At 64.9% G+C, this 23,345-nt stretch carries 27 protein-coding genes; 11 read left to right on the top strand and 16 right to left on the bottom strand.

Annotation, left to right across the window (positions count from 1 at the left end):
- Positions 1–54 precede the first annotated feature (54 nt).
- Both MUB52_RS07070 and MUB52_RS07075 read right to left on the bottom strand, forming a co-directional pair.
- Positions 55–660, bottom strand: a complete 606-nt coding sequence (locus tag MUB52_RS07070; protein WP_263843492.1) for a biotin transporter BioY — start codon at positions 658–660, stop codon at positions 55–57.
- A 59-nt stretch (positions 661–719) separates the two neighbouring features.
- Complete coding sequence (locus MUB52_RS07075; protein WP_263843493.1) at positions 720–1,151, bottom strand: DUF6314 family protein; 432 nt, start codon at positions 1,149–1,151, stop codon at positions 720–722.
- A 133-nt stretch (positions 1,152–1,284) separates the two neighbouring features.
- On the opposite strand from MUB52_RS07075, the gene purB reads away from it, so the two are divergent.
- The 4 genes from purB to MUB52_RS07095 all read left to right on the top strand — a co-directional run bounded on the left by purB (position 1,285) and on the right by MUB52_RS07095 (position 4,630).
- The gene (purB, locus tag MUB52_RS07080; protein WP_263843494.1) at positions 1,285–2,601 is read left to right on the top strand and encodes an adenylosuccinate lyase; all 1,317 of its coding nucleotides are present in this window, start codon (positions 1,285–1,287) and stop codon (positions 2,599–2,601) included.
- Between the two features lie 84 nt (positions 2,602–2,685).
- Positions 2,686–2,847 carry a carbohydrate-binding module family 14 protein gene (locus MUB52_RS07085; protein ID WP_263843495.1) on the top strand — a complete coding sequence of 54 codons (162 nt, stop codon included), beginning with the start codon at positions 2,686–2,688 and terminating at the stop codon, positions 2,845–2,847.
- Positions 2,848–2,937: 90 nt separating this feature from the next.
- Complete coding sequence (locus tag MUB52_RS07090) at positions 2,938–3,459, top strand: tetratricopeptide repeat protein (RefSeq protein WP_263843496.1); 522 nt, start codon at positions 2,938–2,940, stop codon at positions 3,457–3,459.
- A gap of 106 nt (positions 3,460–3,565) precedes the next feature.
- Positions 3,566–4,630, top strand: coding sequence for a flagellar motor switch protein FliG (locus MUB52_RS07095; protein ID WP_404818202.1), 1,065 nt, complete (start codon positions 3,566–3,568; stop codon positions 4,628–4,630).
- A 377-nt stretch (positions 4,631–5,007) separates the two neighbouring features.
- Here the strand turns inward: MUB52_RS07095 and MUB52_RS07100 are convergent, their stop codons facing one another.
- Positions 5,008–5,703 carry a DUF1223 domain-containing protein gene (locus MUB52_RS07100; RefSeq protein ID WP_263843498.1) on the bottom strand — a complete coding sequence of 232 codons (696 nt, stop codon included), beginning with the start codon at positions 5,701–5,703 and terminating at the stop codon, positions 5,008–5,010.
- A 226-nt stretch (positions 5,704–5,929) separates the two neighbouring features.
- On the opposite strand from MUB52_RS07100, the gene acnA reads away from it, so the two are divergent.
- Both acnA and MUB52_RS07110 read left to right on the top strand, forming a co-directional pair.
- Positions 5,930–8,620 carry an aconitate hydratase AcnA gene (gene acnA / locus MUB52_RS07105; protein WP_263843499.1) on the top strand — a complete coding sequence of 897 codons (2,691 nt, stop codon included), beginning with the start codon at positions 5,930–5,932 and terminating at the stop codon, positions 8,618–8,620.
- Between the two features lie 134 nt (positions 8,621–8,754).
- Positions 8,755–9,249, top strand: a complete 495-nt coding sequence (locus tag MUB52_RS07110) for a ClbS/DfsB family four-helix bundle protein (RefSeq protein WP_263843500.1) — start codon at positions 8,755–8,757, stop codon at positions 9,247–9,249.
- A gap of 17 nt (positions 9,250–9,266) precedes the next feature.
- Here the strand turns inward: MUB52_RS07110 and MUB52_RS07115 are convergent, their stop codons facing one another.
- Genes MUB52_RS07115 through yajC form a run of 10 tightly spaced genes read right to left on the bottom strand, consistent with a single transcriptional unit; the run spans position 9,267 to position 16,135 of the window.
- Positions 9,267–9,806 carry a DsbE family thiol:disulfide interchange protein gene (locus MUB52_RS07115; protein ID WP_263843501.1) on the bottom strand — a complete coding sequence of 180 codons (540 nt, stop codon included), beginning with the start codon at positions 9,804–9,806 and terminating at the stop codon, positions 9,267–9,269.
- The gene (gene ccmD, locus MUB52_RS07120; RefSeq protein WP_263843502.1) at positions 9,799–9,957 is read right to left on the bottom strand and encodes a heme exporter protein CcmD; all 159 of its coding nucleotides are present in this window, start codon (positions 9,955–9,957) and stop codon (positions 9,799–9,801) included. Before ccmD ends, MUB52_RS07115 begins: the two co-directional genes overlap by 8 nt.
- Positions 9,954–10,721 carry a heme ABC transporter permease gene (locus MUB52_RS07125; protein ID WP_263843563.1) on the bottom strand — a complete coding sequence of 256 codons (768 nt, stop codon included), beginning with the start codon at positions 10,719–10,721 and terminating at the stop codon, positions 9,954–9,956. The genes ccmD and MUB52_RS07125 overlap by 4 nt, the downstream gene beginning before the upstream one ends.
- Positions 10,722–10,773: 52 nt before the next feature.
- Positions 10,774–11,430, bottom strand: a complete 657-nt coding sequence (gene ccmB, locus MUB52_RS07130) for a heme exporter protein CcmB (protein WP_263843503.1) — start codon at positions 11,428–11,430, stop codon at positions 10,774–10,776.
- A complete protein-coding gene (gene ccmA / locus MUB52_RS07135; RefSeq protein ID WP_263843504.1) occupies positions 11,427–12,044 on the bottom strand; it encodes a heme ABC exporter ATP-binding protein CcmA in 618 nt (205 codons plus the stop codon). Before ccmA ends, ccmB begins: the two co-directional genes overlap by 4 nt.
- Before the next feature lie 43 nt (positions 12,045–12,087).
- The gene (locus MUB52_RS07140; RefSeq protein ID WP_263843505.1) at positions 12,088–12,441 is read right to left on the bottom strand and encodes an Mth938-like domain-containing protein; all 354 of its coding nucleotides are present in this window, start codon (positions 12,439–12,441) and stop codon (positions 12,088–12,090) included.
- Positions 12,442–12,452: 11 nt separating this feature from the next.
- The gene (locus MUB52_RS07145) at positions 12,453–13,196 is read right to left on the bottom strand and encodes a sulfite exporter TauE/SafE family protein (protein ID WP_263843506.1); all 744 of its coding nucleotides are present in this window, start codon (positions 13,194–13,196) and stop codon (positions 12,453–12,455) included.
- Positions 13,189–14,157 carry a protein translocase subunit SecF gene (gene secF, locus MUB52_RS07150; protein ID WP_263843507.1) on the bottom strand — a complete coding sequence of 323 codons (969 nt, stop codon included), beginning with the start codon at positions 14,155–14,157 and terminating at the stop codon, positions 13,189–13,191. The genes MUB52_RS07145 and secF overlap by 8 nt, the downstream gene beginning before the upstream one ends.
- Position 14,158: 1 nt before the next feature.
- Positions 14,159–15,820: a protein translocase subunit SecD gene (gene secD, locus MUB52_RS07155; protein ID WP_263843508.1), complete on the bottom strand. Its 1,662-nt coding sequence runs from the start codon at positions 15,818–15,820 to the stop codon at positions 14,159–14,161.
- Between the two features lie 33 nt (positions 15,821–15,853).
- Positions 15,854–16,135 carry a preprotein translocase subunit YajC gene (yajC, locus tag MUB52_RS07160; protein ID WP_159980895.1) on the bottom strand — a complete coding sequence of 94 codons (282 nt, stop codon included), beginning with the start codon at positions 16,133–16,135 and terminating at the stop codon, positions 15,854–15,856.
- A gap of 210 nt (positions 16,136–16,345) precedes the next feature.
- Here yajC and MUB52_RS07165 point away from each other — a divergent pair, with 210 nt between their 5' ends.
- Both MUB52_RS07165 and serS read left to right on the top strand, forming a co-directional pair.
- Positions 16,346–17,062 carry a trypsin-like serine peptidase gene (locus tag MUB52_RS07165; protein WP_263843509.1) on the top strand — a complete coding sequence of 239 codons (717 nt, stop codon included), beginning with the start codon at positions 16,346–16,348 and terminating at the stop codon, positions 17,060–17,062.
- A 77-nt stretch (positions 17,063–17,139) separates the two neighbouring features.
- Entirely contained in the window at positions 17,140–18,432 is a 1,293-nt protein-coding gene (serS, locus tag MUB52_RS07170) for a serine--tRNA ligase (RefSeq protein ID WP_263843510.1), read from the top strand.
- Here the strand turns inward: serS and MUB52_RS07175 are convergent, their stop codons facing one another.
- Positions 18,433–19,524: an NAD(P)-dependent oxidoreductase gene (locus MUB52_RS07175; protein ID WP_404818203.1), complete on the bottom strand. Its 1,092-nt coding sequence runs from the start codon at positions 19,522–19,524 to the stop codon at positions 18,433–18,435. It lies immediately after the preceding gene.
- A gap of 25 nt (positions 19,525–19,549) precedes the next feature.
- Here MUB52_RS07175 and MUB52_RS07180 point away from each other — a divergent pair, with 25 nt between their 5' ends.
- The gene (locus MUB52_RS07180; protein ID WP_263843512.1) at positions 19,550–20,716 is read left to right on the top strand and encodes a 4Fe-4S double cluster binding domain-containing protein; all 1,167 of its coding nucleotides are present in this window, start codon (positions 19,550–19,552) and stop codon (positions 20,714–20,716) included.
- On the opposite strand, the gene MUB52_RS07185 is transcribed toward MUB52_RS07180, so the two are convergent.
- Together MUB52_RS07185 and MUB52_RS07190 are read right to left on the bottom strand one after the other, a co-directional pair.
- Entirely contained in the window at positions 20,717–20,914 is a 198-nt protein-coding gene (locus tag MUB52_RS07185) for a hypothetical protein (protein ID WP_263843513.1), read from the bottom strand.
- Between the two features lie 89 nt (positions 20,915–21,003).
- Complete coding sequence (locus tag MUB52_RS07190; protein ID WP_263843514.1) at positions 21,004–21,609, bottom strand: TetR/AcrR family transcriptional regulator; 606 nt, start codon at positions 21,607–21,609, stop codon at positions 21,004–21,006.
- Positions 21,610–21,703: 94 nt separating this feature from the next.
- On the opposite strand from MUB52_RS07190, the gene MUB52_RS07195 reads away from it, so the two are divergent.
- On the top strand, positions 21,704–21,988 hold the full coding sequence (locus MUB52_RS07195; RefSeq protein ID WP_263843515.1) for a hypothetical protein: 285 nt from the start codon (positions 21,704–21,706) through the stop codon (positions 21,986–21,988).
- Between the two features lie 70 nt (positions 21,989–22,058).
- Complete coding sequence (locus tag MUB52_RS07200) at positions 22,059–23,345, top strand: homoserine dehydrogenase (protein WP_263843516.1); 1,287 nt, start codon at positions 22,059–22,061, stop codon at positions 23,343–23,345.

Consider the following 23,345-nt stretch of genomic DNA (forward strand, 5'->3'; position numbering starts at 1 on the left):
ATGAGGCGCGGCCCAACGGGTCGCGCCTCGCGTTTTGACTGATTTGGCAGGGCCTTAGCGGCGGGCATCTCCGACCAGCTTCCAGACAGCGGGCAGGATCAGCGCCGCCAGCGCCAGCTTGATCGCATCCCCCAGCAGGAAGGGAGTAAGGCCCCACTCCAGGATCGGCTTGTCCCAGCCGTAAAGCTGGCCCAGCCACAAGAGGCCGGGCACGTAGAGCAGGATGTTCCCGAGCAGCATCGCCAGCGCCATCCAGATCATGGAGCGGTCCCAGCCGCGCTGCGCCAGCGCCCCCAGCAAAACGGTCGCCATCACATAGCCGACCAGATAGCCGCCGGTGCCGCCCATCATGTATTCGATGCCGTTCAGATCGGCGGTGGAGCTCTGGAACACGTCGAAGCCAAGCGCCCCGATGATCATGTAGCCCAGGATCGTCGCCAGCCCGAGGCGCGCGCCATAGGCCGCGCCGATCGTCAGCACCGCGAAGGTGCCGAGGTTCATCAACACCGGCGAGCCCGGCACCGGTACCTTGATATTGGCCGCGATGGTCAGAAGGGCGATCCCGAGCACCACCAGAACCGCCTGCTTGACACGCCGGGCGGCGCCGGCCTGCGGGCCGAAATGATCTGCCAGAACGGCGTGAGAGGCGGTGAGTTGCATGAGGCTCGGTCTCCTGTTGCGAAATCCTGGCCCTTCAATGCCGCAGCGACGCGGACGGTTCAAGCCCTGTTGCGCGAATGGCGCCGATATCGGCTGCTCATCTCGTAGCGCTTGCGTGGCCCCTCCACCCGCCAGACCGTTGAAAACGCAGGCCAGTCCGAGAAATCGTAGCACACCGTATAGGCATCCGGATCGCACCAGTGCTCCGCCGTCCCCCCCGTTGCAGGCACCTGGTGAAAGAACCTGCCATCCTCGAAATAGACCCGCAGCCCCGCGCGCCAGAGATAGCGGCGCTCTGCCTGCATCGGAGCGCCGCCCGGCACCGTCAGCGTCCCGGTTTCGCGATAGAGCAAACCCGCCTCATCCGGGATCCAGATCGCCTCTCCCGCAAAGACGGCCTGCGCGCCCGCGTCATGGCGGATCTCGCGGGTCAGTTCCCAGGCGCCTTCGAAGTCCGCAAGGCGGCGCCTCTGCGCCTCGGCCATTGTCATGCGCAGCCTTGCGTGGCGGCGGCAAAGACGCCGGGTTTGCGCCTGCACGACATTTTGCCCTCCTGCCTTGTGGCTGCATCTTGCGCAGTTTAAGAGCCGAGCCAAGCCGACACAAATGCGAAAAGGTGCGCTGATGATCCCCCGCTACTCCCGCCCCGACATGGTTGCCATCTGGTCCCCGGAGACGAAGTTCCGCATCTGGTACGAGATCGAGGCCCATGCCTGTGACGCGATGGCCGATCTGGGCGTGATCCCGCGCGAAAACGCCGAGGCCGTCTGGAAAGCCAAGGACGTGGAGTTCGACGTGGCTCGCATTGACGAGATCGAAGCGGTGACCAAGCATGACGTGATCGCTTTCCTGACGCATCTCGCCGAGCATGTGGGCAGTGAAGAGGCCCGCTTCGTGCATCAGGGCATGACCTCCTCGGACGTGCTGGATACCTGCTTCAACGTCCAGCTGACCCGCGCCGCCGACATCCTGATCGACGACATGAAGGCCCTGCTGGCCGCACTCAAGCGCCGCGCCTACGAACACAAGGACACCGTTCGGATCGGGCGCAGCCACGGCATCCACGCCGAGCCCACCACGATGGGCCTCACATTCGCGCGGTTCTACGCCGAGATGGACCGCAACCTGAACCGGCTGGAGAAGGCGCGCTATGAGATTGCGACGGGCGCCATCTCGGGTGCTGTCGGCACCTTCGCCAATATCGACCCGGCGGTCGAAGAGCACGTCTGCGCGCAACTGGGGCTCGTGCCCGAGCCCATCTCCACTCAGGTGATCCCCCGTGACCGGCATGCCGCCTTCTTCGCGGCGCTCGGCGTGGTGGCCAGCTCCATCGAGAACATCGCCACCGAGATCCGCCACATGCAGCGCACCGAAGTTCTGGAGGCGGAAGAGTTCTTCTCCAAGGGTCAGAAGGGCTCGTCCGCCATGCCGCACAAGCGCAACCCGGTGCTGACCGAGAACCTCACCGGGCTGGCGCGGCTCGTGCGCATGGCGGTGATCCCGGCGATGGAGAACGTCACCCTCTGGCACGAGCGCGACATCTCGCACAGCTCGGTCGAGCGCAACATCGGCCCGGACGCCACGATCACCCTCGATTTCGCGCTCGCGCGCCTGACCATGGTGGTGGACAAACTGGTGATCTATCCGGACAACATGCTGGCCAATATGAACAAGTTCCGCGGGCTGGTGATGAGCCAGCGCGTGCTGCTGGCGCTGACCCAGGCCGGCGTGAGCCGCGAGGACGCCTACAGGCTGGTGCAGCGCAACGCGATGAAGGTCTGGGAGGAGGGTCGCGACTTCAAGACCGAGCTGCTGGCCGATTCGGACGTGACGGCAGCGCTCAGCCCCGAGGAGATCGAGGAGAAGTTCGATCTCGGCTATCACACCAAGCATGTCGACACGATCTTCGCGCGCGTGTTCAAAGACGCGGCATCCGCCTAGGTCAGCCCCCGCCGGCCGGGCATTTCTGTTGACCCAGGGTCATCCGGTGCTAGCTTGGAGAGCATCAACGAAAGGAGACCCGCAATGACGATCAAGACCTTGGCCGCCGCGGTGGCCCTGACCTTCGTGCCCGCCCTCGCCTTCGCGGCAGGCTGCAACTACGGCAAGCAGGAAGTGACGATGTCCTGCGCCGCCGGCACCGTCTATGACAGTGCGACCAACTCCTGCGTCGCCACCACCACCTGAAATATATGCGATCACGGCCTCGTGATCGCATAAACGCATCGGCTGCCCTGTAATCCCCGTACCAAGTGTATTTCAGAGTCAGGAGCATTCATGCGTATTCTTTTAAGTGCAGCCCTTTTGGCCCCGACCATCGCCGTCGCAAATGGCGGTGACAACGATGCGCCCCCGCCGAGGCCGGCGGTGAGCTGCGAAGGCGCAAAAGTCTACGACAAAAAGACCAAGACCTGCGTCGATGCGCAGGAGAGCAGCCTCCAGACCGAAGAGATCTACCTGACAGTCCGCCAGCTGGCCTATGCCGGACGTTACGAAGATGCGCAGACCCTCGCGCAAGCGCTGCCCCAAGATCACACGGGCCGGCTGACTTACATGGGCTTCACGCATCGCAAACTCGGCAATCTGGAGCTCGCCAACCTGTTCTACGAACAGGCGATTGCTGAAAACCCGCACAACATCCTCGCCCGCTCCTACATGGGTCAGGGGTTTGTTGAGTCGGGCGACAAGGTTGCTGCTGTCGCGCAGTTGCGGGCGATCCGCGCGCACGGCGGGGCCGGCACCTGGTCGGAAACCGCGCTGCAGAACGCCATCGCCACAGGCTCGACCTACAACTACTGACCGGCAGTCTCTCTCACGTCTGTTTTTGGTTTGTTCTCAGGCAATCCTTAACCATTGTCTGGCAGAACAAAACAAGACCAAAGACAGGTGAGATACGATGACAGACATGGTTCCCATGGCCCCGTTTCCGGCCCTTCCGGGGACGGGCACGCAGGGCCAGGCGCCCGCGAGCCTCAACCGCAAGGCGAAAGCGGCCATTGTGGTGCGGCTTCTGCTGAACGAGGGCGCGGACATCCCGCTCGAGGATTTGCCCGAGGACCTTCAGGCGCAGTTGACCAAGCAGATGGGATCGATGCGCCTCGTGGACCGCGGCACCTTGGCCAGCGTCGTGTCGGAGTTTGCCGATGAACTTGAAAGCATCGGATTGTCCTTTCCCGGTGGGATCGCAGGCGCGCTGGACTCGCTCGATGGGCGGATTTCGAAGCAGACGGCGGCGCGCCTGCGCAAGGAGGCGGGCGTGCGCCAATACGGCGACCCCTGGGCGCGTCTGCGCGACATGAGCGCCGAGAAGCTGCTGCCGGTTCTGGAAAACGAGAGCATCGAGGTGGCGGCCGTGCTGCTGTCGAAGATCGACGTGCCGCGCGCCGCCGAACTTCTGGGCAAGCTGCCGGGCCCGAAGGCGCGGCGCATCACCTATGCCGTCTCGCAAACCAGCGCGGTGACCCCCGACGCGGTGGACCGGATCGGCCTGTCGCTTGCCGCACAGCTCGACGCCGAACCGCTCAAGGCCTTCGATGACGGCCCGGTTGAGCGGGTCGGTGCAATCCTGAACTCCACCGCATCGGTGACCCGCGATGATGTGCTTGAAGGGCTCGACGAGACGGATGCCGGCTTTGCCGATCTGGTGCGCAAGGCGATCTTCACCTTCGCCAACATCCCAAAGCGCATCGCACCGCGCGACATCCCGCGGATCATCCGCGAGTTGGATCAGGATCAGCTCTTGACCGCTCTCGCCGGTGCCGAGGCCGCCGGGATGCAGGACAGTGCCACCTTCATCCTCGACAATATGTCAGGGCGCATGGCCGATCAGCTCCGCGAGGAAGTGGGCGAGCGCGATAAGGTGAAACAATCCGAATTCGAAGAGGCCACGGCGGATATCGTCGCGAAGATCCGCGAGATGGAAGCGGCCGGCGACCTGTTGCTCGTGGTCGAGGATGGCGACGACGGCTAGACCGTCGCGGGTGCGCCCTCATGGGCAGGCGGCCGTGGTGGCCTCAGCCAACGCGCGAGGGGCAATCAGACGACATTGCCCCGTGGTCCCGGACCGGCCGAGCGTCAGCCATGCCGCGAACGCCTGCAACGAAGCTGCGTGGAGACGACCGCCCAACCTCAGGCGGCGGCAAAGATCTTTTGTGGAACGCGCCTGACCTCGCGGGTGTCGCACAGGCGGCGGGGCTGACCTAGAGCGTTTTGCCTGTCACCTGAGACAGGGTGCATCACCTATTGCGCTGATTTCATTGAGATCAGGCAACGATAGGGGATGCGGGTTCAAGGCGAATTGCCTTAGTGGATGTCGTATGGGCGATGCCACTGACGCGCACTCTCCGCCTACTTGAGCTCTCCGGCCGCCAGGATGGGCCCCATCTTCGAGGCCTGAACAAGCACCACGACAGGCTCTTCCCCGGTGACCTGCGCGGTGATCTTCAAGGGCGCGCGCCCGTCCCACTCCCGCAGCACCTTCCAGTCCTGGGTGACGTTGGCATAGGTGATCGTTCGCCCCGCGTTTTCGCCCCGGGTAATTCGGGCCTCGCGCTCCGGCACGTAGCGCAGCATCTGTACGATCATCGGGCCTGCGACACCCGTCAGCGGGGCCGCGTCGATGCGGATCTCATCCCCCGCGCGCGACAGCGTCAGCTGCACCGCGGCCGGCTTTTCCTTGTGCGCCGCAATCGCATTCGACACCTCCATCGGCTTTGCGCCAACGATGTCGGTGGTCCCGTTCACGATCATCTCGGGCGTGTAGATCGACCGCCGGCCGGCCAGCCGCGCATAGGCCCGCTGCCGCTCGGCATTGCGCGGATCGGCAAACTCGTCCTTCCAGCCGATGTAATCCCAGTAATCCACATGAAGGGCCAGCGCGATCACATCGTCCCGCTCGGCCAAGCGGTGCATCAGCTCGTCCGCCGGCGGGCAGGAGGAACACCCCTGCGAAGTAAAGAGCTCGACGACGACGGGGCTCTCCTGTGCAGCCAGGGGCGCGGCCATGAGCCACAGCGCGGCAGCCACCTTTGACAAACGTTTCATGTGATTCCTTCTCTGGCTGTCTCAGCCCCTGAAGCACCCTAGAGACTTGCCTTTGTAATGACCAATCAAGGTTTCTTGAGAGTTTGCGAGATAAAACCCTTGAAACGGTACACAATGGTATACAATATAGAGGCAATACGGTTGATTTGAGTTGAACTGGCCTGTCCCATAGGGCATTCAACGCGCAACTCAAAGCCCATCCAGCTCTAGCCAGAGGACCCCTGCCATGCCCATTACCGTTGGTCACGACACAGCCAAGACCCGCAAGACCCTCACCGTTGGCGCACAGAGCGTCGACTACTACTCGATCCCCGCCGCCACCGAGGCCGGGCTCGGGGATTTCGCCAAGCTGCCCGCCGCGCTCAAGGTCGTTCTGGAGAACATGCTGCGGTTCGAGGACGGCAGGACCGTCACCACGGATGACATCAAGGCCTTCGCGGACTGGGGCACGCAAGGCGGCAAGAACCCGCGCGAGATTGCCTACCGCCCGGCGCGGGTGCTGATGCAGGATTTCACCGGCGTGCCAGCTGTCGTGGATCTGGCGGCGATGCGCGACGGCATCGTGGCTTTGGGCGGCGATCCGGAGAAGATCAACCCGCTGAACCCCGTCGATCTGGTCATCGACCACTCGGTGATGATCGACGAGTTCGGCAACCCCCGCGCCTTCCAGATGAACGTGGACCGCGAGTACGAGCGCAACATGGAGCGCTACACCTTCCTCAAATGGGGTCAGAAGGCCTTCAACAACTTCCGCGTCGTGCCCCCCGGCACCGGCATCTGCCACCAGGTGAACCTGGAATACCTCGCCCAGACGGTCTGGACGGACACCGACCAGGACGGCAAGGAGGTCGCCTATCCCGATACGCTTGTGGGCACCGACAGCCACACCACGATGGTCAACGGCGCGGCGGTTCTGGGCTGGGGCGTCGGCGGGATCGAGGCGGAAGCGGCGATGCTGGGCCAGCCGATCTCGATGCTGATCCCCGAAGTGGTCGGCTTTGAACTCACCGGCACCATGATGGAGGGCACCACCGGCACCGACCTCGTTCTGAAAGTGGTGGAGATGCTGCGCGCCAAGGGCGTGGTCGGCAAATTCGTCGAGTTCTACGGCGAAGGGCTGGACCGCCTGCCCCTGGCCGACCGCGCGACCATCGCGAATATGGCACCCGAATATGGCGCGACCTGTGGCTTCTTCCCCATCGACGGCGAAACGCTGCGCTACCTGCGCAACACCGGCCGCGACGAGGACCGCATCGCACTTGTCGAGGCCTATGCCAAGGAAAACGGTTTCTGGCGCGGCGCGGACTATGCGCCGATCTACACCGATACGCTGCATCTGGACATGAACACCATCGTGCCCGCGATCTCGGGCCCGAAACGTCCGCAGGACTACGTGGCGCTCGATCAGGCCAAAGCGGCCTTCGCACGCGAGATGGAAGAGACCTTCAAGCGCCCGATGGGCAAGGAAGTCGCCGTCGCGGGTGAAGACTACACGATGGAAAGCGGCAAGGTCGTGATCGCCTCGATCACCTCCTGCACCAACACGTCGAACCCTTATGTGATGATCGGCGCAGGGCTCGTGGCACGCAAGGCCGCAGCCCTCGGCCTCGACCGCAAGCCCTGGGTCAAGACCTCGCTGGCGCCGGGCTCTCAGGTCGTCTCTGCCTATCTGGAAGCGGCGGGGCTGCAGGAGGATCTCGACAAGATCGGCTTCAATCTCGTCGGCTACGGCTGCACCACCTGCATCGGCAACTCCGGCCCGATCCAGAAAGAGCTGTCGGATGCCATTGCCGAGGGCGATCTGGTCGCAACCTCCGTGCTCTCGGGCAACCGCAACTTCGAAGGCCGGATCAGCCCGGACGTCCGCGCCAACTACCTCGCCTCGCCGCCGCTTGTGGTGGCCTATGCGCTCGCAGGCACGCTGGACATCGACCTCACAACCGAGCCGCTTGGGCAGGATCAGGACGGCAATGACGTCTTCCTGAAAGACATCTGGCCCTCCAGCCAGGAGATCGCGGAGCTGGTCGAAGCGACAGTGACGCGCGAGGCCTTCCTGACCAAATACGCCGATGTCTTCAAAGGCGACGAGAAGTGGCAGGGCGTGGAAACCACGGACAGCAAGACCTACGACTGGCCCGCGGCCTCCACCTACGTGCAGAACCCGCCCTACTTCCAGGGCATGGGTAAGGAGCCGGGCGTCATCACCAACATCGAAGGGGCCAAGGTGCTGGCGGTGCTGGGCGACATGATCACCACCGACCACATCAGCCCCGCGGGCTCATTCAAGGAGACGACACCCGCCGGACAGTATCTGATCGAACGGCAGGTGCCGGTCCGCGAGTTCAACTCCTACGGCTCGCGCCGCGGCAACCACGAGGTCATGATGCGCGGCACCTTCGCCAATATCCGCATCAAGAACGAAATGCTGGATGGGGTCGAAGGCGGCTATACCAAGGGCCCGGATGGCGAACAAACCTCGATCTTCGAGGCGGCGATGGCGCATCAGGCCAATGGCACGCCGCTCGTCGTCTTCGGCGGCGAGCAATATGGCGCAGGCTCCTCGCGGGACTGGGCAGCCAAGGGCACGGCCCTTCTGGGCGTCAAGGCCGTGATCGCCGAGAGCTTCGAGCGGATTCACCGCTCCAACCTGGTGGGCATGGGGGTGATCCCCTTCGAGTTCACCGGCGGCGACACCCGCACCTCGCTGGGTCTGACCGGGGATGAAACGGTCTCGATCCATGGGCTCGACACGATCAAGCCGCTGCAGCAGGTGCCCTGTACCATCACCATGGGCGACGGCACTGTGCAGGAAATCACGCTCAAGTGCCGGATCGATACGGCGATCGAGATCGAATACATCGAACACGGCGGTGTGCTGCACTACGTGCTGCGCAACCTCGCGCAAGAAGCCGCCTGAGCCTCATATCCGCCGACGAACAGAACAGCCCCGGACATCGCTCCGGGGCTTTCCTTTTGCCGTCTCCTTTTGCGCCGGATCAATGTGCAGACCCACCCTTCCGCATAGTCTGCCCCGCGAAAGGAGCATATCCCATGGCCGCGACAACCCGGACCGCGCTGATCGAGATCACGCAGAAGGAGTATGACAAGCTGACGCGCCTGATCGCCCCGCTCTGTGCGGCGCAGGCCGTGGTCAAGGACGATGACGATACGTCGATCAAGGATGTCATTGCCCACCGGGCCCATTGGATCGAGCTGTTTCTTGGGTGGTATGCGGATGGTCAGGCCGGGAAAGAGGTCCACTTCCCGGCGGCGGGTTACAAGTGGAACGAGCTCAGGCGCTACAATGCTGATCTGAGGCTTCGGCAGAAGGATCTGGGATGGGACGGGGCGGTCGCAGCTCTTGAGACCCGCTTTACCGAGCTTTCGGCCTTCATCGACGGCAAGACCGATGCAGAGCTCTACGGCGGCCCGATGAAAGGCGCCAACAACCACTGGACCCCGGGCCGCTGGGCCGAAGCCGCAGGGCCCAGCCATTTCAGATCGGCTGCGAAATACATTCGGGCGCGGCTGCGGCAGATGCCCTGAGGGCCGCGCGGGGCGGCCTACTCCGCCAGGGCCTTTTCGAGCTGCGGCAGGAAGCGCTGCTCATAGTCGCTGCCGATCAGGGGCCCGGCGAAGCGGAAGAGCACGGTTCCTTCCGCATCGAGGATGAAGGTCTCGGGCGGCGCGGTCACCCCCCAGTCGATGGCCGTGCGCCCCTGCGGATCGAAGGCGACGGCGGCAAAGGGGTTGCCATCGTCATCGAGATAGCTGGTCGCATTGCGCGCCTGATCCTTGAAGTTCACCCCGATGATCGGCATGCCCTCACGTGCCATTTCGAGCAGCTTGGGATGCTCGGCGTGGCAGGGCGGGCACCAGCTCGCCCAGAAATTCACCAGCGTCACCTGGCCCGTGGCCATCGCCTCGGGCGTGACGGGCGGGTAGTCGCCAAGCGCCTCCGTCGTGATCGCCGGCGCCGGTTGGCCGATCATGGTCGAGGGCAGATCGTTGGGATTGTCGCGAAACATGCCGATCCCCGCCATGACGACGAAGCCCGCAAAAATCAGCGGCGGCGCGATCATCAGCGGCGAGATCTTAGGCATCGGGTGCCCTCCGCCGCTCTACCTCCTGCAAAGCCCGGCGCGCCCGGCGCCCCTGTCGCAGCGTCCAGACGATCAGCAGCACCAGCAGCAGCAGCGACACCCCATAGGCCGAGAGAACCGCTTCGGCGTATTTTCCCAGATCGGGCATCATGCGCGTGTCTCCCGTGCCAGCAGCGCCCGGGTGCGGCGCAGCCGGATTTCAGTGCCCGTGCGGTAAAGCACCAGCGCGATGAAGATCAGCACGAAGCCCGCGATGCAGACCAGCAGCGGGACGTAGAACACATCCGCCACGTTCTCCTCCTTGTCGAGGCTGAGGGACGCGCCCTGGTGCAGCCCCTGGTTCCAGAAGTTCACCGCGTAGCGGCTGAGCACCGCAAAGACCGACCCCACGAGGCAGAGCACCGAAGTCAGATCGGCTGCGGTGTCCGGATCCTCGATCGCCTCCCAGAGGGCGATGTAGCCGAGATAGAACAGAAACAGGATCAGGAAGGAGGTGAGCCGCGGGTCCCAGGCCCACCACGTGCCCCACATCGGCTGGCCCCAGACGGCGCCGGTGAAAAGTGCCATCAGCGTCATCACCACGCCGACAGGGGCCGCCGCCTTGGCCGCCAACGCGCTGACGTGATGGCGCCGCACGATCCAGATCAATGAGGCCACGAGCATCATGAACCACGCATTGATCGCCATCAGCGCCGAGGGCACGTGCAGGTAGATGATCTTGACGGTCGAGCCTTGCCGGAAGTCATCCGGCGTGAAGAAGAAGCCCCAGACCAGCCCGACAATCAGGCAGATACCGGACAGCCACCACAAGACAGGCAGCACGCGCGCGCTGAAGGCCAGGAACTTCACCGGGTTGGCATAGCTCCAGAAGCCGGACGGGCGTTTCGGGATCGGCGTTTCGTCGGTCATGGACATGAGCCAGATGTAAGCGGTTGCGCGCGTGCGCTCAATGGGCAAATGGTCCCGCTCACCGCAAGTTCACCCGCAGCGCCGCGGCCGATGCAAAAGGCATGATCGCGATCACACCCGCGGTGATGCCCGCCAGCATCAGAAGCGGCGTCGTGGTCTGCAGGCCGTCCGCACCGCGCCGCGCGACCTCGGCCCCGAAAATCAGCGTGGGCACGTAGAGCGGCAACACCAGCAGCGACATCAGGAGCCCGCCCCGTTTGACCCCAACCGTCAGTGCGGCCCCGAATGTGCCGATCACCGACAGCGCCGGCGTGCCAAGCGCCAATGAGATGACCAGCCAGAGATAGCCGGGCCCCGGCAAGCTCAGCAGGACCCCGAAGAGCGGGGCAGCCAGCACCAGCGGCAGACCGGTGGTGATCCAATGCGCCAGCGCCTTGATGCTGAGCGCGGCCTCCAGCGGTAGCGGCGACGTCGCCAGAAGATCGAGCGTCCCGTCCTCCCAGTCGAGCGCCAGCAGCCGGTCGAGCGACAACAGGCAGGCCAGAAGCGCGCCGAGCCAGAGGATGCCGGGCGCGATGCGCGACAGCAACTCCGACTGCGGGCCAACGCCAAAGGGCACAAGCACCGTCACGATCAGGAAGAACGCAAGGCCAAGGCCAAAACCGCCCCCCGCCCGGATCGCGAGGATCAGATCGCGGCGCAGAAGGGCTTTCACAGGAAGGCCTCGTCGCTCGCGCCGGCGCGGGCGTCGGCGGCCGCGCGGAAGGGTGTCACGTCCAAGACCTTGGCGTCGAGCCCGAGGTCGATATGCGTCGCAATCAGGGCCGAACCGCCTGCGCCCAGATGCGCGCGGACGGCATCGGCGAAAAGCGCCACCGCATCGCGGTCGAGCGAGACCGTCGGCTCATCCAGCATCCAGATCGGACGGCCGGTCACCAGCATCCGCGCAAGGCCCAACCGCCGCTTCTGCCCGGCCGAGAGGGTGCCTGCGAGCCGGTCGCGCAGCGGGTCGAGCGAAAAGGCGGCCATGGCGGGCTCGATATCCCTCTGACCGAAGACATCGGCCCAAAACCGCAGATTTTCCGTGACGGTCAGCATCGCCTTCAACCCGTCGGAATGCGCGGCATAGGCAATGTCGTCCTCCCCCGCGACAATCTCGCCATTAAGGGACGGCTGCAGCCCGGCCAGCGTGCGCAGAAGGGTCGTCTTGCCCGATCCGTTCGGCCCCCGCAGGATCAGCGCCTGCCCCGGTGCCAGCGAAAAAGAGAGCCGCTCCAGCACCGGCAGCCCGCCCCGGGCCACGCAAAGATCACGGATCGTCAGTGTCATGGCCCCAAGCGTTAACCGATTGCCGCCGCGACCAAAAGCCCGATCAGACCGGGATCAGCGCCAGCGCAATGCGGCGGCCTTCGCTCAAGAGAACGTTGTAGGTGCGGCAGGCGGCGGGCGAGGCCATGACCTCAACCCCCAGCCCGGCCTCCTCCAGCGTGCGGCGCAGTTGGCTCGGCAGATGCGCTGTTTCGGCGCCGGTTCCGACAAAGAGCACATCCACCGTGTCCTTGAGCGCCAGCAGCGCGTCGGCATCCTCATAGCCCGTCCAGGCCGTGACCCCCGACGGCCCGATGATCAGCGGCCCGTGAAAGACGTCGCCGCCAATGCGGAAAAAGCCCGGGCCATAGCCCTCGACCGGTTTGGCATCGGTGAAGGTGATCTCATTCAGGCGCATGGGCAGGCTCCCTAATGGTTCCAGACGGGCAGGCCGATCAGCACGGCAGCCGCCACAACGGCATAGGCCACGCGACGGTAAAGCCTCTCCCGATCGGGGTCAAACAGGGTCCGCCCCAACAGCGTGCCCAGGCCATAAGGCAGCAAGAGCAGCAGGCCGAGCCAGACCGCCTCCCAGCCGATCAAGCCCTGCCAGGCCATCAGCGGCACGAGCGAGAGCGAGGAGAGCGTGAGGAAGATCAGCGTATTGGCGCGGCTGCGCGCGATGCTGTCCTGCCCGCCCAGTTGGAAGAGAATAACCAGCGGACCATTGAGCCCAACCGAGCCCATCATGACGCCGGCCGCGGCGCCGATGGTCGCGCGCACGGGTTTCGTGGGGGACGCGCGATACCGCCAGCCCGCGATCAGCAGGGCCAGGGTGATCGTGATGATCGCCGAGAGCCCCCAGCGGATCAGCACGGTGTCCACCGTGGCCAGAATCCAGATGCCGAGCGGCGCGCCCAGAATGGCCGCGCCCACCATCATGAGAACGTTGGGCCGGTCGGCCTGCCCCCACGCGCGGGGCACAAGGGTGACCAGTGAGGCGAGCGCCGAGACGGCGAAGGCACCGATGGCCAGCGGTGGGGCGATCACCGCCGTGGCCACGGGCATATAGACCAGCGCCGCGCCGAAGCCCGAAAACCCGTAGACCAGCCCCGCCGTGAACGTCGCCACCACCACCCAGATCAGCCCAGGGGTGGCGAGCAGGTCAAGCATCTATATTGGCGTATTGATTGCCGGCATTGGCATCGGGCTTCGACCAGTCCCGCTTGACGCCCAGATAAAGCAGGGCTGCCGAGGCCACGAAGATCGAGGAATAGGTCCCCACGATCACACCCCAGATCATCGCGAAGACGAAGCCGCGGATCACGTCGCCGCCCAGCACAAACAGCGCGATCAGCGCCAGCAGCGTGGTCACCGAGGTCATGAAGGTCCGGCTGAGCGTTTCGTTGATCGAGATGTTCAGCACCTCGTTCAAGGGGCGTTTTTTGTATTTGCGCAGGTTCTCCCGCACCCGGTCGAAGACCACCACAGTGTCGTTCAGCGAATAGCCGACGATGGTCAGAAGGGCGGCGATGATCGCGAGGTCGAAGCGGATCTGCAATTCAGAGAAGACCCCGATGGTCAGGATCACATCATGCACCAGCGCCAGCACCGCGCCCAGGGCGAACTGCCATTCGAACCGCAACCAGATGTAGATCAGCACCGCCCCGATGGCGAGCACCACGGCAATGGCGGCGGTCTGGATCAGCTCGCCCGAGACCTTGGGGCCGACGGACTCCACCGAGACGAACTTGATATCGGGCCGCACCGTCTTGAGCGCGCTTTCGACCGAGGCGATGATCTCGGGGGTGACCGCCTCCTGCCCTTCCTGCGCCTGGATGCGGATCATCGCCACGTTCTGCTCGGGCCCGAAGGTCGGGTCGAACACCTCGGTGATCGACACATCGCCCAGTTCCAGCACTGCGATCGCATCGCGATACACCCCGATGTCGACAGGCTGCGCGCTCTCGGTCCGGATCGTGGTGCCGCCGCGGAAGTCGATGCCGAAGTTCAGCCCCTGGATCATGAAGGAGGCGAAAGCGACCACCATCATCAGCCCGGAAATGCCCAGCCAAAGCTTCCAGCGCTTGAAGAAATCGAAGTTCGTGCCTTGCTTGACCAGTCTCAGACGCATCTCAAACCTCGATTGTTTTGGGGCGGCGACGTTCGAACCACATCACCACCAGCAGGCGCGTGACGAAGATCGCGGTGAAGACCGAGGTCAGAATACCAAGGCCCAGCGTGATCGCAAAGCCGCGTACAGGGCCGGAGCCCATGGCAAAAAGGATCGTGGCGGTGATGAAGGTGGTGATGTTCGCATCGAGGATCGCACTCAGCGCCTTTTCATAGCCGAGCTCGATGGCGCGTGCCGGGCCTTTGGAGGTCTTCAGCTCTTCGCGGATCCGTTCGAAGATCAGCACGTTCGCATCGACCGCCATCCCGACGGTGAGCACGATGCCCGCGATGCCCGGCAGGGTCAGCGTGGCCCCGATCAGGCTCAGGAGGCCGAAGATCAACCCGATGTTGATGATCAGCGCCACATTCGCGAAGAGACCGAAAAGCCCGTAGCTGAGGAACATGAACACAAGCACCGCAGCAAAGGCCACAATCGTGGCGATCTTGCCCGCATCGATGCTGTCCTGCCCCAGCTCGGGGCCGATGGTGCGCTCTTCGAGGAACTCCAGCCCCGCCGGCAGCGCACCCGCCCGCAGCAGCACCGCCAGGTTGGTCGACTCTTCGACTGTGAACTGGCCGGTGATGATGCCGGATCCGCCAGGGATATGGCTCTGGATCGTGGGCGCGCTCACCACTTCGTCATCGAGCACGATAGCGAAGGGCGAGCCGATGTTCTCGGCCGTATAGTCGCCGAACTTGCGCGCGCCCGAGGTGTTGAAGCGGAAGTTGACTGCCGGCCGCCCGTTCTGGTCGAAAGCAGGCTGCGCATCGACCAGCTCTTCGCCCGTCACCACGGGGGCCGCTTCGATGGTGTAGAAGACACCCGCCTCGTCGAGGGACGGGACGATCTTGTTGCCGATGCCCGGTGCGGCCTCCGGGTCGGTCCCGCGGGTCACCACCGGGTTGAATGTAAGCTGTGCTGTGGTGCCGATGATCTCTTTCAGCTCGCTGGCCGAGCCGATGCCCGGCACCTGGATCAGGATCCGCTGCGCGCCCTGCCGCTGGATCGTGGGCTCGCGCGTGCCCACCTCGTCGATCCGGCGGCGGATGATCTCGAGCGACTGCTGCACGGTGCGTTCGTCGGTGGCGAGCTTCTCCTCTTCCGACAGGGTGACGACGATCAGGTCACCCTCGGCGCGGACATTGATGTCATTGGCCCCGACGCCGGTCAGCGTCTGTACCGGGCGCGCCAGCCCGCGCACGATCTCCAGCGCGCGCGGCATGCCCTCGGGCTGGCTGATGCGCACCCGCACCTCATCCTCGGCAGAGGGTTGCAGGCGGATCGTGCCCACTGTGGCGCGCTCGGGCCGCAGCGCATCGCGAATTTCCGGCCAGGCCGCATCCATCCGCGCGGCATAGACGTCCTCGACCTGCACCTCAGCCAGCAGATGCGCGCCGCCCCGCAGATCGAGGCCGAGGTTCACCAGCCCCGAAGGCAACCACTCGGGCCAAAGCCCGCGGTCGGCCTGGTTTTCAGGAGTATCGGCGCCCAGCTCGATCGCCTGGATCGCGTCGTTGTGCCGCTCGACATTGGTATAGAAGGCGTTCGGCATCGCCAACCACAGACCCACGGCACATGTCAGCCAGATGAGGATCCGTTTCCAAAGGTCGATTTGCAGCATTTCTACGCCTTTTCAGAAGACTACGAGGCGTTGTTACTTCGCCGGCTCGGTCTTGGACAGCACGCTGGCGATGGTCGACTGCACCACCCGGATCTTGACGCCGTCGGCGATTTCCAGCTCCAGCTCGTTCTCGCCGTCCTTCACCTTGGAGACCTTGCCGATCACCCCGCCCTGGGTCACCACCTGGTCGCCCCGGCGCAGCGCATTCACCATCGCCTGATGCTCTTTCACCTTCTTCTGCTGCGGCCGGATGAGCAGAAAATACATGATCGCGAAGATCAGAATGAGGGGCACAAATTGCGCGAACGCTTCCATGAAAACGGTCCTTCCGGGTAGATCGCGGCCGCGGCGGGCGCGGGACGCAAAGTTTGGCGGAACCTATGGGCTGAAAAGACGCTTTGCAAGGGAGACCGTGCAGGTTTCACGGCCGTCACACCTACAATTTGGCGTGGCGCAAACACCGGGTCTTGGCGGGGGCGCGCAAAGAGGCCACATTCGGTTCGACGTCTTGCTGCCGGAGCCTGCATGCCCACCCTACGCACTGCCCTTTGCCTTCTGTTCGGACTGCTGGCACTTGGCCCCGCGCCGGTGCAGGCGGGCCCCCTGCCCGCCCTCGGGCTGAAGGAACGGCAGGGCTGGGTTGCCGTGGGCCTTGTCAACTCCGCGGGGTATCGCACCCGGGCCTCCTGCACCGGGACCCTGATCGCGCCGGACCTCGTGGTGACGGCGGCGCATTGTGCCGGCGGAACGCCGCATTTCGTCGCGGGCTGGGACCGGGGCAGCTTTGCCGCGCACCGCCGCTCGGTCGAAGCCCTACTGCATCCCAACTATCAGGGCGCAGACGGCAATGACCGGTTCCGCCACGACATTGCGGTGCTGCGACTCGATGAACCGATTGCGACCCGCAACATCCTCCCCGTGCCCCTGAGCGATCAGGCCGCGCTGCGGGTCGGCGCGTTGACCGTCCTCGGCTATCATCGCAAACGCCCGCATGTTCTGAACGGGCGCGCGGACTGCCCCACGCTCTCCGATCCGCGGCAACCCGTCCTTCTGCTGGGCTGCGAGGTGATCTCGGGCAATTCGGGCGGCCCCGTGTTGGTGCCGGTCGGTGACGCGTGGACGCTGGTCGCCGTGGTCGCGGGGCGGGTCGGCGGCGATGCCCCGCGCGCCCTGGCCGTTCCGGTCGATGATTGGCTGATGGACCAATGGCGCGCGGCGATGGACCGCGCGGCGGCGCGGTGAATTCTGACGGTTACGCAGCGGCGCAAGATCGGTCATAAGCACGGAACAGAGGACGACTCAGACCAAGGACCGCCGCCATGCATGACATCCGTGCCATCCGCGAAAACCCCGATGCCTTCGACGCAGCACTTGCGCGCCGCGGTGAGGCACCGGTGTCGGCGGAGCTGCTGGCCCTGGACGAGGCCCGCCGCGCCAAGATCAGCGCGGCCGAGACCGCCCAGGCCGAGCAGAACAAGGCTTCGAAGGATGTGGGCGCGGCCAAAGCCTCGGGCCACGAGGCGGAATTCGAGCGACTGCGCGCGCTTGTGGGTGAGAAAAAGGCCGAAGTGGCCGCGATGCAGGCCGAGGCCAAGGCGCTGGATGCGCAGCTCACCGACCAGCTGGCACGTATCGCCAACCTGCCCGCCGCGGACGTGCCCGATGGGGCCGATGAAAACGACAACGTCGAAGTCAACCGCTGGGGCAGTCCGCGCACGTTCGACTTCGCGCCCAAGGAGCACTTCGAGATCGGCGGGGTCGCCGCCTCGATGGATTTCGAGATGGCCGCCAAGATGTCGGGCAGCCGCTTCGTGGTGCTGAAAGGGGCCGTCGCGCGCATCCACCGGGCGCTCGCGCAGTTCATGATCGACACCCATGTGGAGGAGAACGGCCTGACCGAGATGCAGACGCCCGTGCTGGTGCGCGACGAGGCGATGTATGGCACCGACAAGCTGCCCAAGTTCGGCGAGGACAGCTATCAGACCACGAACGGCTGGTGGCTCGTGCCCACGTCCGAGGTCTCGCTGACTTATAGCGTGGCCGATGACATCCTCGACGAAGCAGCGCTGCCGATCCGCATGACCGCACACACGCTCTGCTTCCGCTCGGAGGCGGGAAGTGCGGGCAAAGACACCGCGGGCATGCTGCGCCAGCACCAGTTCGAGAAGGTCGAAATGGTCTCGATCACGCATCCGGACGAAAGCGAGGCGGAGCAGAAGCGCATGTTGCGCTGCGCCGAGGACCTGCTGGAACGGTTGGAGATCCCGTTCCGGACCGTGGTGCTCTGCACCGGCGACATGGGTTTTGGCGCGCGACGCACCTATGACATCGAAGCCTGGCTGCCGGGGCAGAACACTTATCGCGAGATCTCCTCGGTCTCGACGACGGGCGATTTCCAGGCCCGGCGCATGAACGCCCGCTTCCGCCCCGCAGGCGGTGGCAAACCACAGTTCGTCCATACGCTGAACGGCTCAGGCCTGGCGGTCGGACGGTGCCTGATCGCGGTGCTGGAGAACGGGCAGCAGGCCGATGGGTCGGTCACGCTGCCGCAGGTTGTGGCGCCTTATCTCGGCGGCAAGACCACGCTGTCGGCCGACGGGCAGCTCGTCTGATCAGGGTCGGACCGGGGCTTTGCCCCGGACCCCAGGATATTTTTGGCCAGAAGAAGCCGCACGGCGTGGCGTGACCTCATATCCCCGCGTCTCGGGCTCTTCGTCGGTCAGGGTGCGGGGAAACCCGGGGGCGCGCACCTCGAGGCCGGTGGCCTCTTCCAGCCGCTCGATCATCCGGTCGGACTGGGCGCGCGCGCCGTAACGCGCCTGGCCGTCGGTCATCATCTCGATGATCTTCGGAGACAGCTCCAGTGGAACGCCGTGCCGATCCGCGAGCTTCTGGAAAAGCCCGATGTCCTTCTGCACCAGATCCATGGTGAAATTCACGTCACGCGCGCCGGAAAGGATCAGCTGGCTCTCCGTCTCGTGCACGAAGGAGGTGCCGGAGGACATCGCAATCGCCTCATAGGTGAGCCCGAGGTCGATCCCCGCCGCCTTCATCACCGTGAGTGCTTCGCAGAGCGTCAGCAGGTTTGCGGTGGCCAGGTAGTTGGTCATGACCTTCAGTACGCTCGCCTGCCCGATCTCGCCCACATGCAGAATGCGCCGCCCCATGCAGCTCAGAAGCGGCAGCACCTGCTCGAACGTCGCCCGGTCGCAGCCCGCGTAAATCGAGATATTGCCGGTCTCGGCCCGGTGACAGCCCCCCGAGACCGGACAATCCACGGCCGCACCGCCCTGCGCAGCCACCAGAGCACCCAGCCGCCGCACCTCCTCGGTGTCGGTCGTCGACATCTCCATCCAGATCTTGCCCGGCGCCACATGCGGCAGCATCTCCTCGACGACGGCAGCCGACGCCGCGGGCGACGGCAGGCAGGTGATGACCGCATCGCACGCCTGCATGATCGCAGCGGCCCCCTCCCCCTGCGAGGCGCCCTGCGCAACCTTTGCCGCCACCAGATCGGCATTCAGGTCAAAAACCCGGACGTCGATTCCGTTGCGAAGGAGCGAGCCGGCCAGCTTGCCGCCCACATTGCCCAACCCGATGAATCCGACCTTCATGCCGCTCTCCCGCACCTGCGTCTTTGCCGGACTGTGCGGGGCGCGCATCATTTCGGTCGCGCCTGTTTGCGACCTTTGCAATTGACCCATCGCCGCGAGCCCGTAGGCTGAGATCATGGCACAGCCTGCCCCACAGCATGACCTCGACCGCGCTGCCGGCATCGAGGTGACCGAGGACTTCGAGCGCTTTGCGCAGCGCAACGACATCTTCACGCGCGCCTTCTGGGATCCGGCGGTGCGCACTGCGAAAACCGATGCCTTCTTCGCCTCGTACCGCATGGAAGCGATCCCGCGGCGGGGCGATGGCTTCAGCCAGCGCGATTTCGCCCTGCGCAATGCCTCCTGGCTGATCTCCGACATCATGACCGACCGCTTCGCCGACCAGGGCCGTCGCGAGGGCTTCCAGGCGCCGATCAGTGCCGATACACCCGTTGCAGAGAGCCGCGCGCACGTCTCGAACCCGGTAGATATGTCTATTGAAATCAAAAGGGTAGCATGCTTCTTTAAAGCAGATCTATGCGGGATTACGGCCTTGGATCCGCGCTGGCACTACAGTAGCCGCATTGACACGCGTGATCTCTCCGATGCGCCGAACGATCTGCCCGAGGGCATCACTTCGGTGATCGTGCTGGGCCATGAGATGGATGCAGCGCTCGTCGAGACCTACCCTGCCGCCACGGGCGGGGCCGCCACGGGGCGCGCCTACAGCCAGGAGGCGGCGACGGTGATGCAGCTCGCCGCCTACATCCGCAACCTCGGCTACGAGGCGGTGCCATCGATGAACGACACGGCGCTCGTGATCCCCTATGCGCTGAAGGCGGGCCTGGGTGAATACGCACGCAACCAGATGGTGATCACGCCGGAGTTCGGCCCGCGGCTGCGGTTCTCGAAGATCTTCACGTCGCTGCCGCTGGCGCATGACGCGCCCAGACCGTTGGGCGTGCGCGCCTTTTGCGACATCTGCACGAAATGCGCAGAGGCCTGCCCGGTCAAGGCGCTGCCGTTCGGGCCGCCGGAGGCGGGTGGCGCCAATGTCTCCGCTCTCCGCGGTGTGCGGAAATGGACCTCGGACGCCGAGAAATGCTTTGGCTTCTGGGCCACGCTCGCGTCCGACTGCGCCATCTGCATGCGCGTCTGTCCCTTCAACCGCGATTTCAGCCGCTTGTGGCACAGGCTTTGGCTGCGGCTCGCGCTGTCGCCGCTGCGGCGCCTGGCGCTCTGGCTCGATCGGCGCCGTGGCGGGCGGACCAAACCCAGCAGCTGGTGGTCCGCCCCCGGTTGATCAGGGCCCCGAGCGGCGCACGTTGCCGTGCCAGTCCTCGCCCGCAATCGGAGCCACATTCATCGCCTCGTGAACGGTTGCGTCGAAGCTGACCCGCGTGATCATCAGCCCCAGCATCACGCCTGCCGCAAGAACCAGCATCGTCCGCAGTGTCGTCCGGCCCGGCGCGGACTGCCGGTCAAAACTCGTGTAAGCCATCTGAACCTCCTTTCAGGCATCTTCCCGTGATGACCCTTATGTAGCGGCTCCCGACTAATTCTTTAAACGAATATATAACATGTAATGCATCACGATACGTGATGTATTGCGGGTGCTGATACGGCCTTGCGCACCATCTGCCAATATTGCTCCTGTACCTCATCCAGCGACAACCGCCCGGCCGAGCGGAACCAGGTGCTGACACCGGTCAGCATGGCGATCACCGCCATGGTGGCGATTTTCGTATCGGTCACGGCGAAGGATCCCTCGGCCACGCCGGCCTTCAGGATCGTCTCCAGCCGGTCCTCGTAGCGACGGCGCAGGGCTTCGATGCGGGCGAAGTTCTCGGGCGTCAGATTGCGCAGTTCCATATAGGCGATGAACACGGCGTCGGGCCGGTCGTGGTGAAACCGGATATGGAACTGCACGAATTGGCGCAGCCGGGCTTCGGGCGCCGCCGTGGGATCGTCCTCGAAGGCCGCCAGCAGCGAGTCCAGATGGCTCTGCATCAGATCGAAGAGCAAGCTCTGCTTATCCGCCGTGTAATTGTAGAGCGCGCCGGCCTGGACACCCACCTCGCGCGCAATCTCGCGCATGGATACCGCGGCAAAGCCTTGCCGCGCGAAGAGTTTCAGGGCCGCGGCCCGGACCCTGGGGCCTGTGATGTCGGAATGAGAGCCTGCCGTGCGCGCCATGCCCCTGATTAACTGAACATGCGTTCAAAACAAAGCCTTCTTGCGCGCTCAGCCGCGCTGGGGCACAAAGCCCGTGCCAAACGGAGCCGTCCTCATGCGCCTTGCCGCTCTTTGCCTGCCGCTGATCTTCTGCGCCGCCTGCGTGCAATTCCCCGAGGTCGATGACGCCACGGATCAGACGGCACGTGACGCGGACTACCCCGATCTGATCCCCCTCGACGGTGTACCGCCCCCCTCTACCGAGGCCCAGACGGAGCGCGACGAGACGCAAGCGGCGCTCGAGGCGCGGGTCAGCGGGTTGCAGGCGCGCGCGGCCGGTCTGCGCGGCGCGGTGCTGAGCGGCGATGACAGGTCCCGGCTCGACGACAAGATCGAGTAGCGCGTTGCACGGGCGCGGCGAACGGGCTACACGGCCCGAAACAGCGCCTCAGTAAAAAGGAAATGCGGTTATGTCTGCGCCACTTCGTCTTGGGATTGCAGGTCTGGGCACAGTGGGCATCGGGGTTCTGCGCATCCTTCGCAAGCATGCGCCCCTGCTGGCCGAGCGGACGGGACGGCAGATCACGATCACCGCGGTGTCTGCGCGCGACAAGTCGAAAGACCGGGGCCTGCCGCTTGACCGGTACGCCTGGGAGGACGATCCCGTTGCGCTCGCAAGACGCGACGACGTCGATGTCTTCGTCGAGCTGATCGGCGGCGATGAGGGCCCGGCCAAGGACGCGGTCGAGGCCGCTCTTGCCGCGGGCAAGGACGTGGTGACGGCCAACAAGGCGCTTCTGGCGATCCATGGCCAGGAACTTGCCGAAGCGGCCGAAGAGAGCGGCCGGGCGCTGCGCTATGAGGCCGCCGTGGCCGGTGGCATCCCGGTGATCAAATCGCTTGCCGAAGGGCTGGCCGGCAATGACATAACCCGCGTCATGGGCGTGATGAACGGCTCGTGCAACTACATCCTCACACGCATGGAGTCCGCGGGCCTCAGCTATGCGGACGTGTTCGACGAGGCCAATGGCTTGGGCTATCTCGAGGCCGATCCGCAGCTTGACGTGGGCGGGATCGACGCGGCGCACAAGCTTGCCATCCTCTCCTCGCTCGCCTTCGGCACGGTGGTCGACTTCGACGGCATCACGCTGGACGGGATTGAGCGCGTGAGCATCGAGGACATCCACGCCGCCGCCGACATGGGCTACAAGGTCAAACTGCTCGGCGTTGCGCAGAAGACCGGCCGCGGACTGGAACAGCGGATGCAACCCTGCCTCGTGCCGGACAGCTCACCGCTGGGCCAGCTCGACGGCGGCACGAATATGGTCGTGCTTGAAGGTGACGCGGTCGGCCAGATCGTGCTGCGCGGTCCCGGCGCCGGCGAAGGGCCGACCGCAAGCGCCGTGCTGGCGGATATCTGCGACATCGCGCGCGGCGTGCGCGGCCCCGTCTTCGGAAAACCCGCGAAGACACTCACGCGGATGCCGCGCGCCCACGCCGATCTGCCCGCGCCCTACTACCTGCGCATGACGCTGGAGGACAAACCGGGCGCCCTGGCCAAGATCGCGTCGGTGCTGGGGGAGGCAGGCGTCTCGATCGACCGCATGCGTCAGTATGGCCACGAAGATACCATGGCCCCGGTGCTGATCGTGACCCACAGCACAACGCCGGATGCCGTCACCAGCGCGCTGGCCGCCATGGGTGCAACCGGCGTTCTGTCCGGCGATCCCGTCGCCCTGCGCATCGAGGCCGTCTGA

This window comes from Roseobacter sinensis (genome assembly GCF_025755255.1).
GTDB lineage: Bacteria > Pseudomonadota > Alphaproteobacteria > Rhodobacterales > Rhodobacteraceae > Roseobacter > Roseobacter sinensis.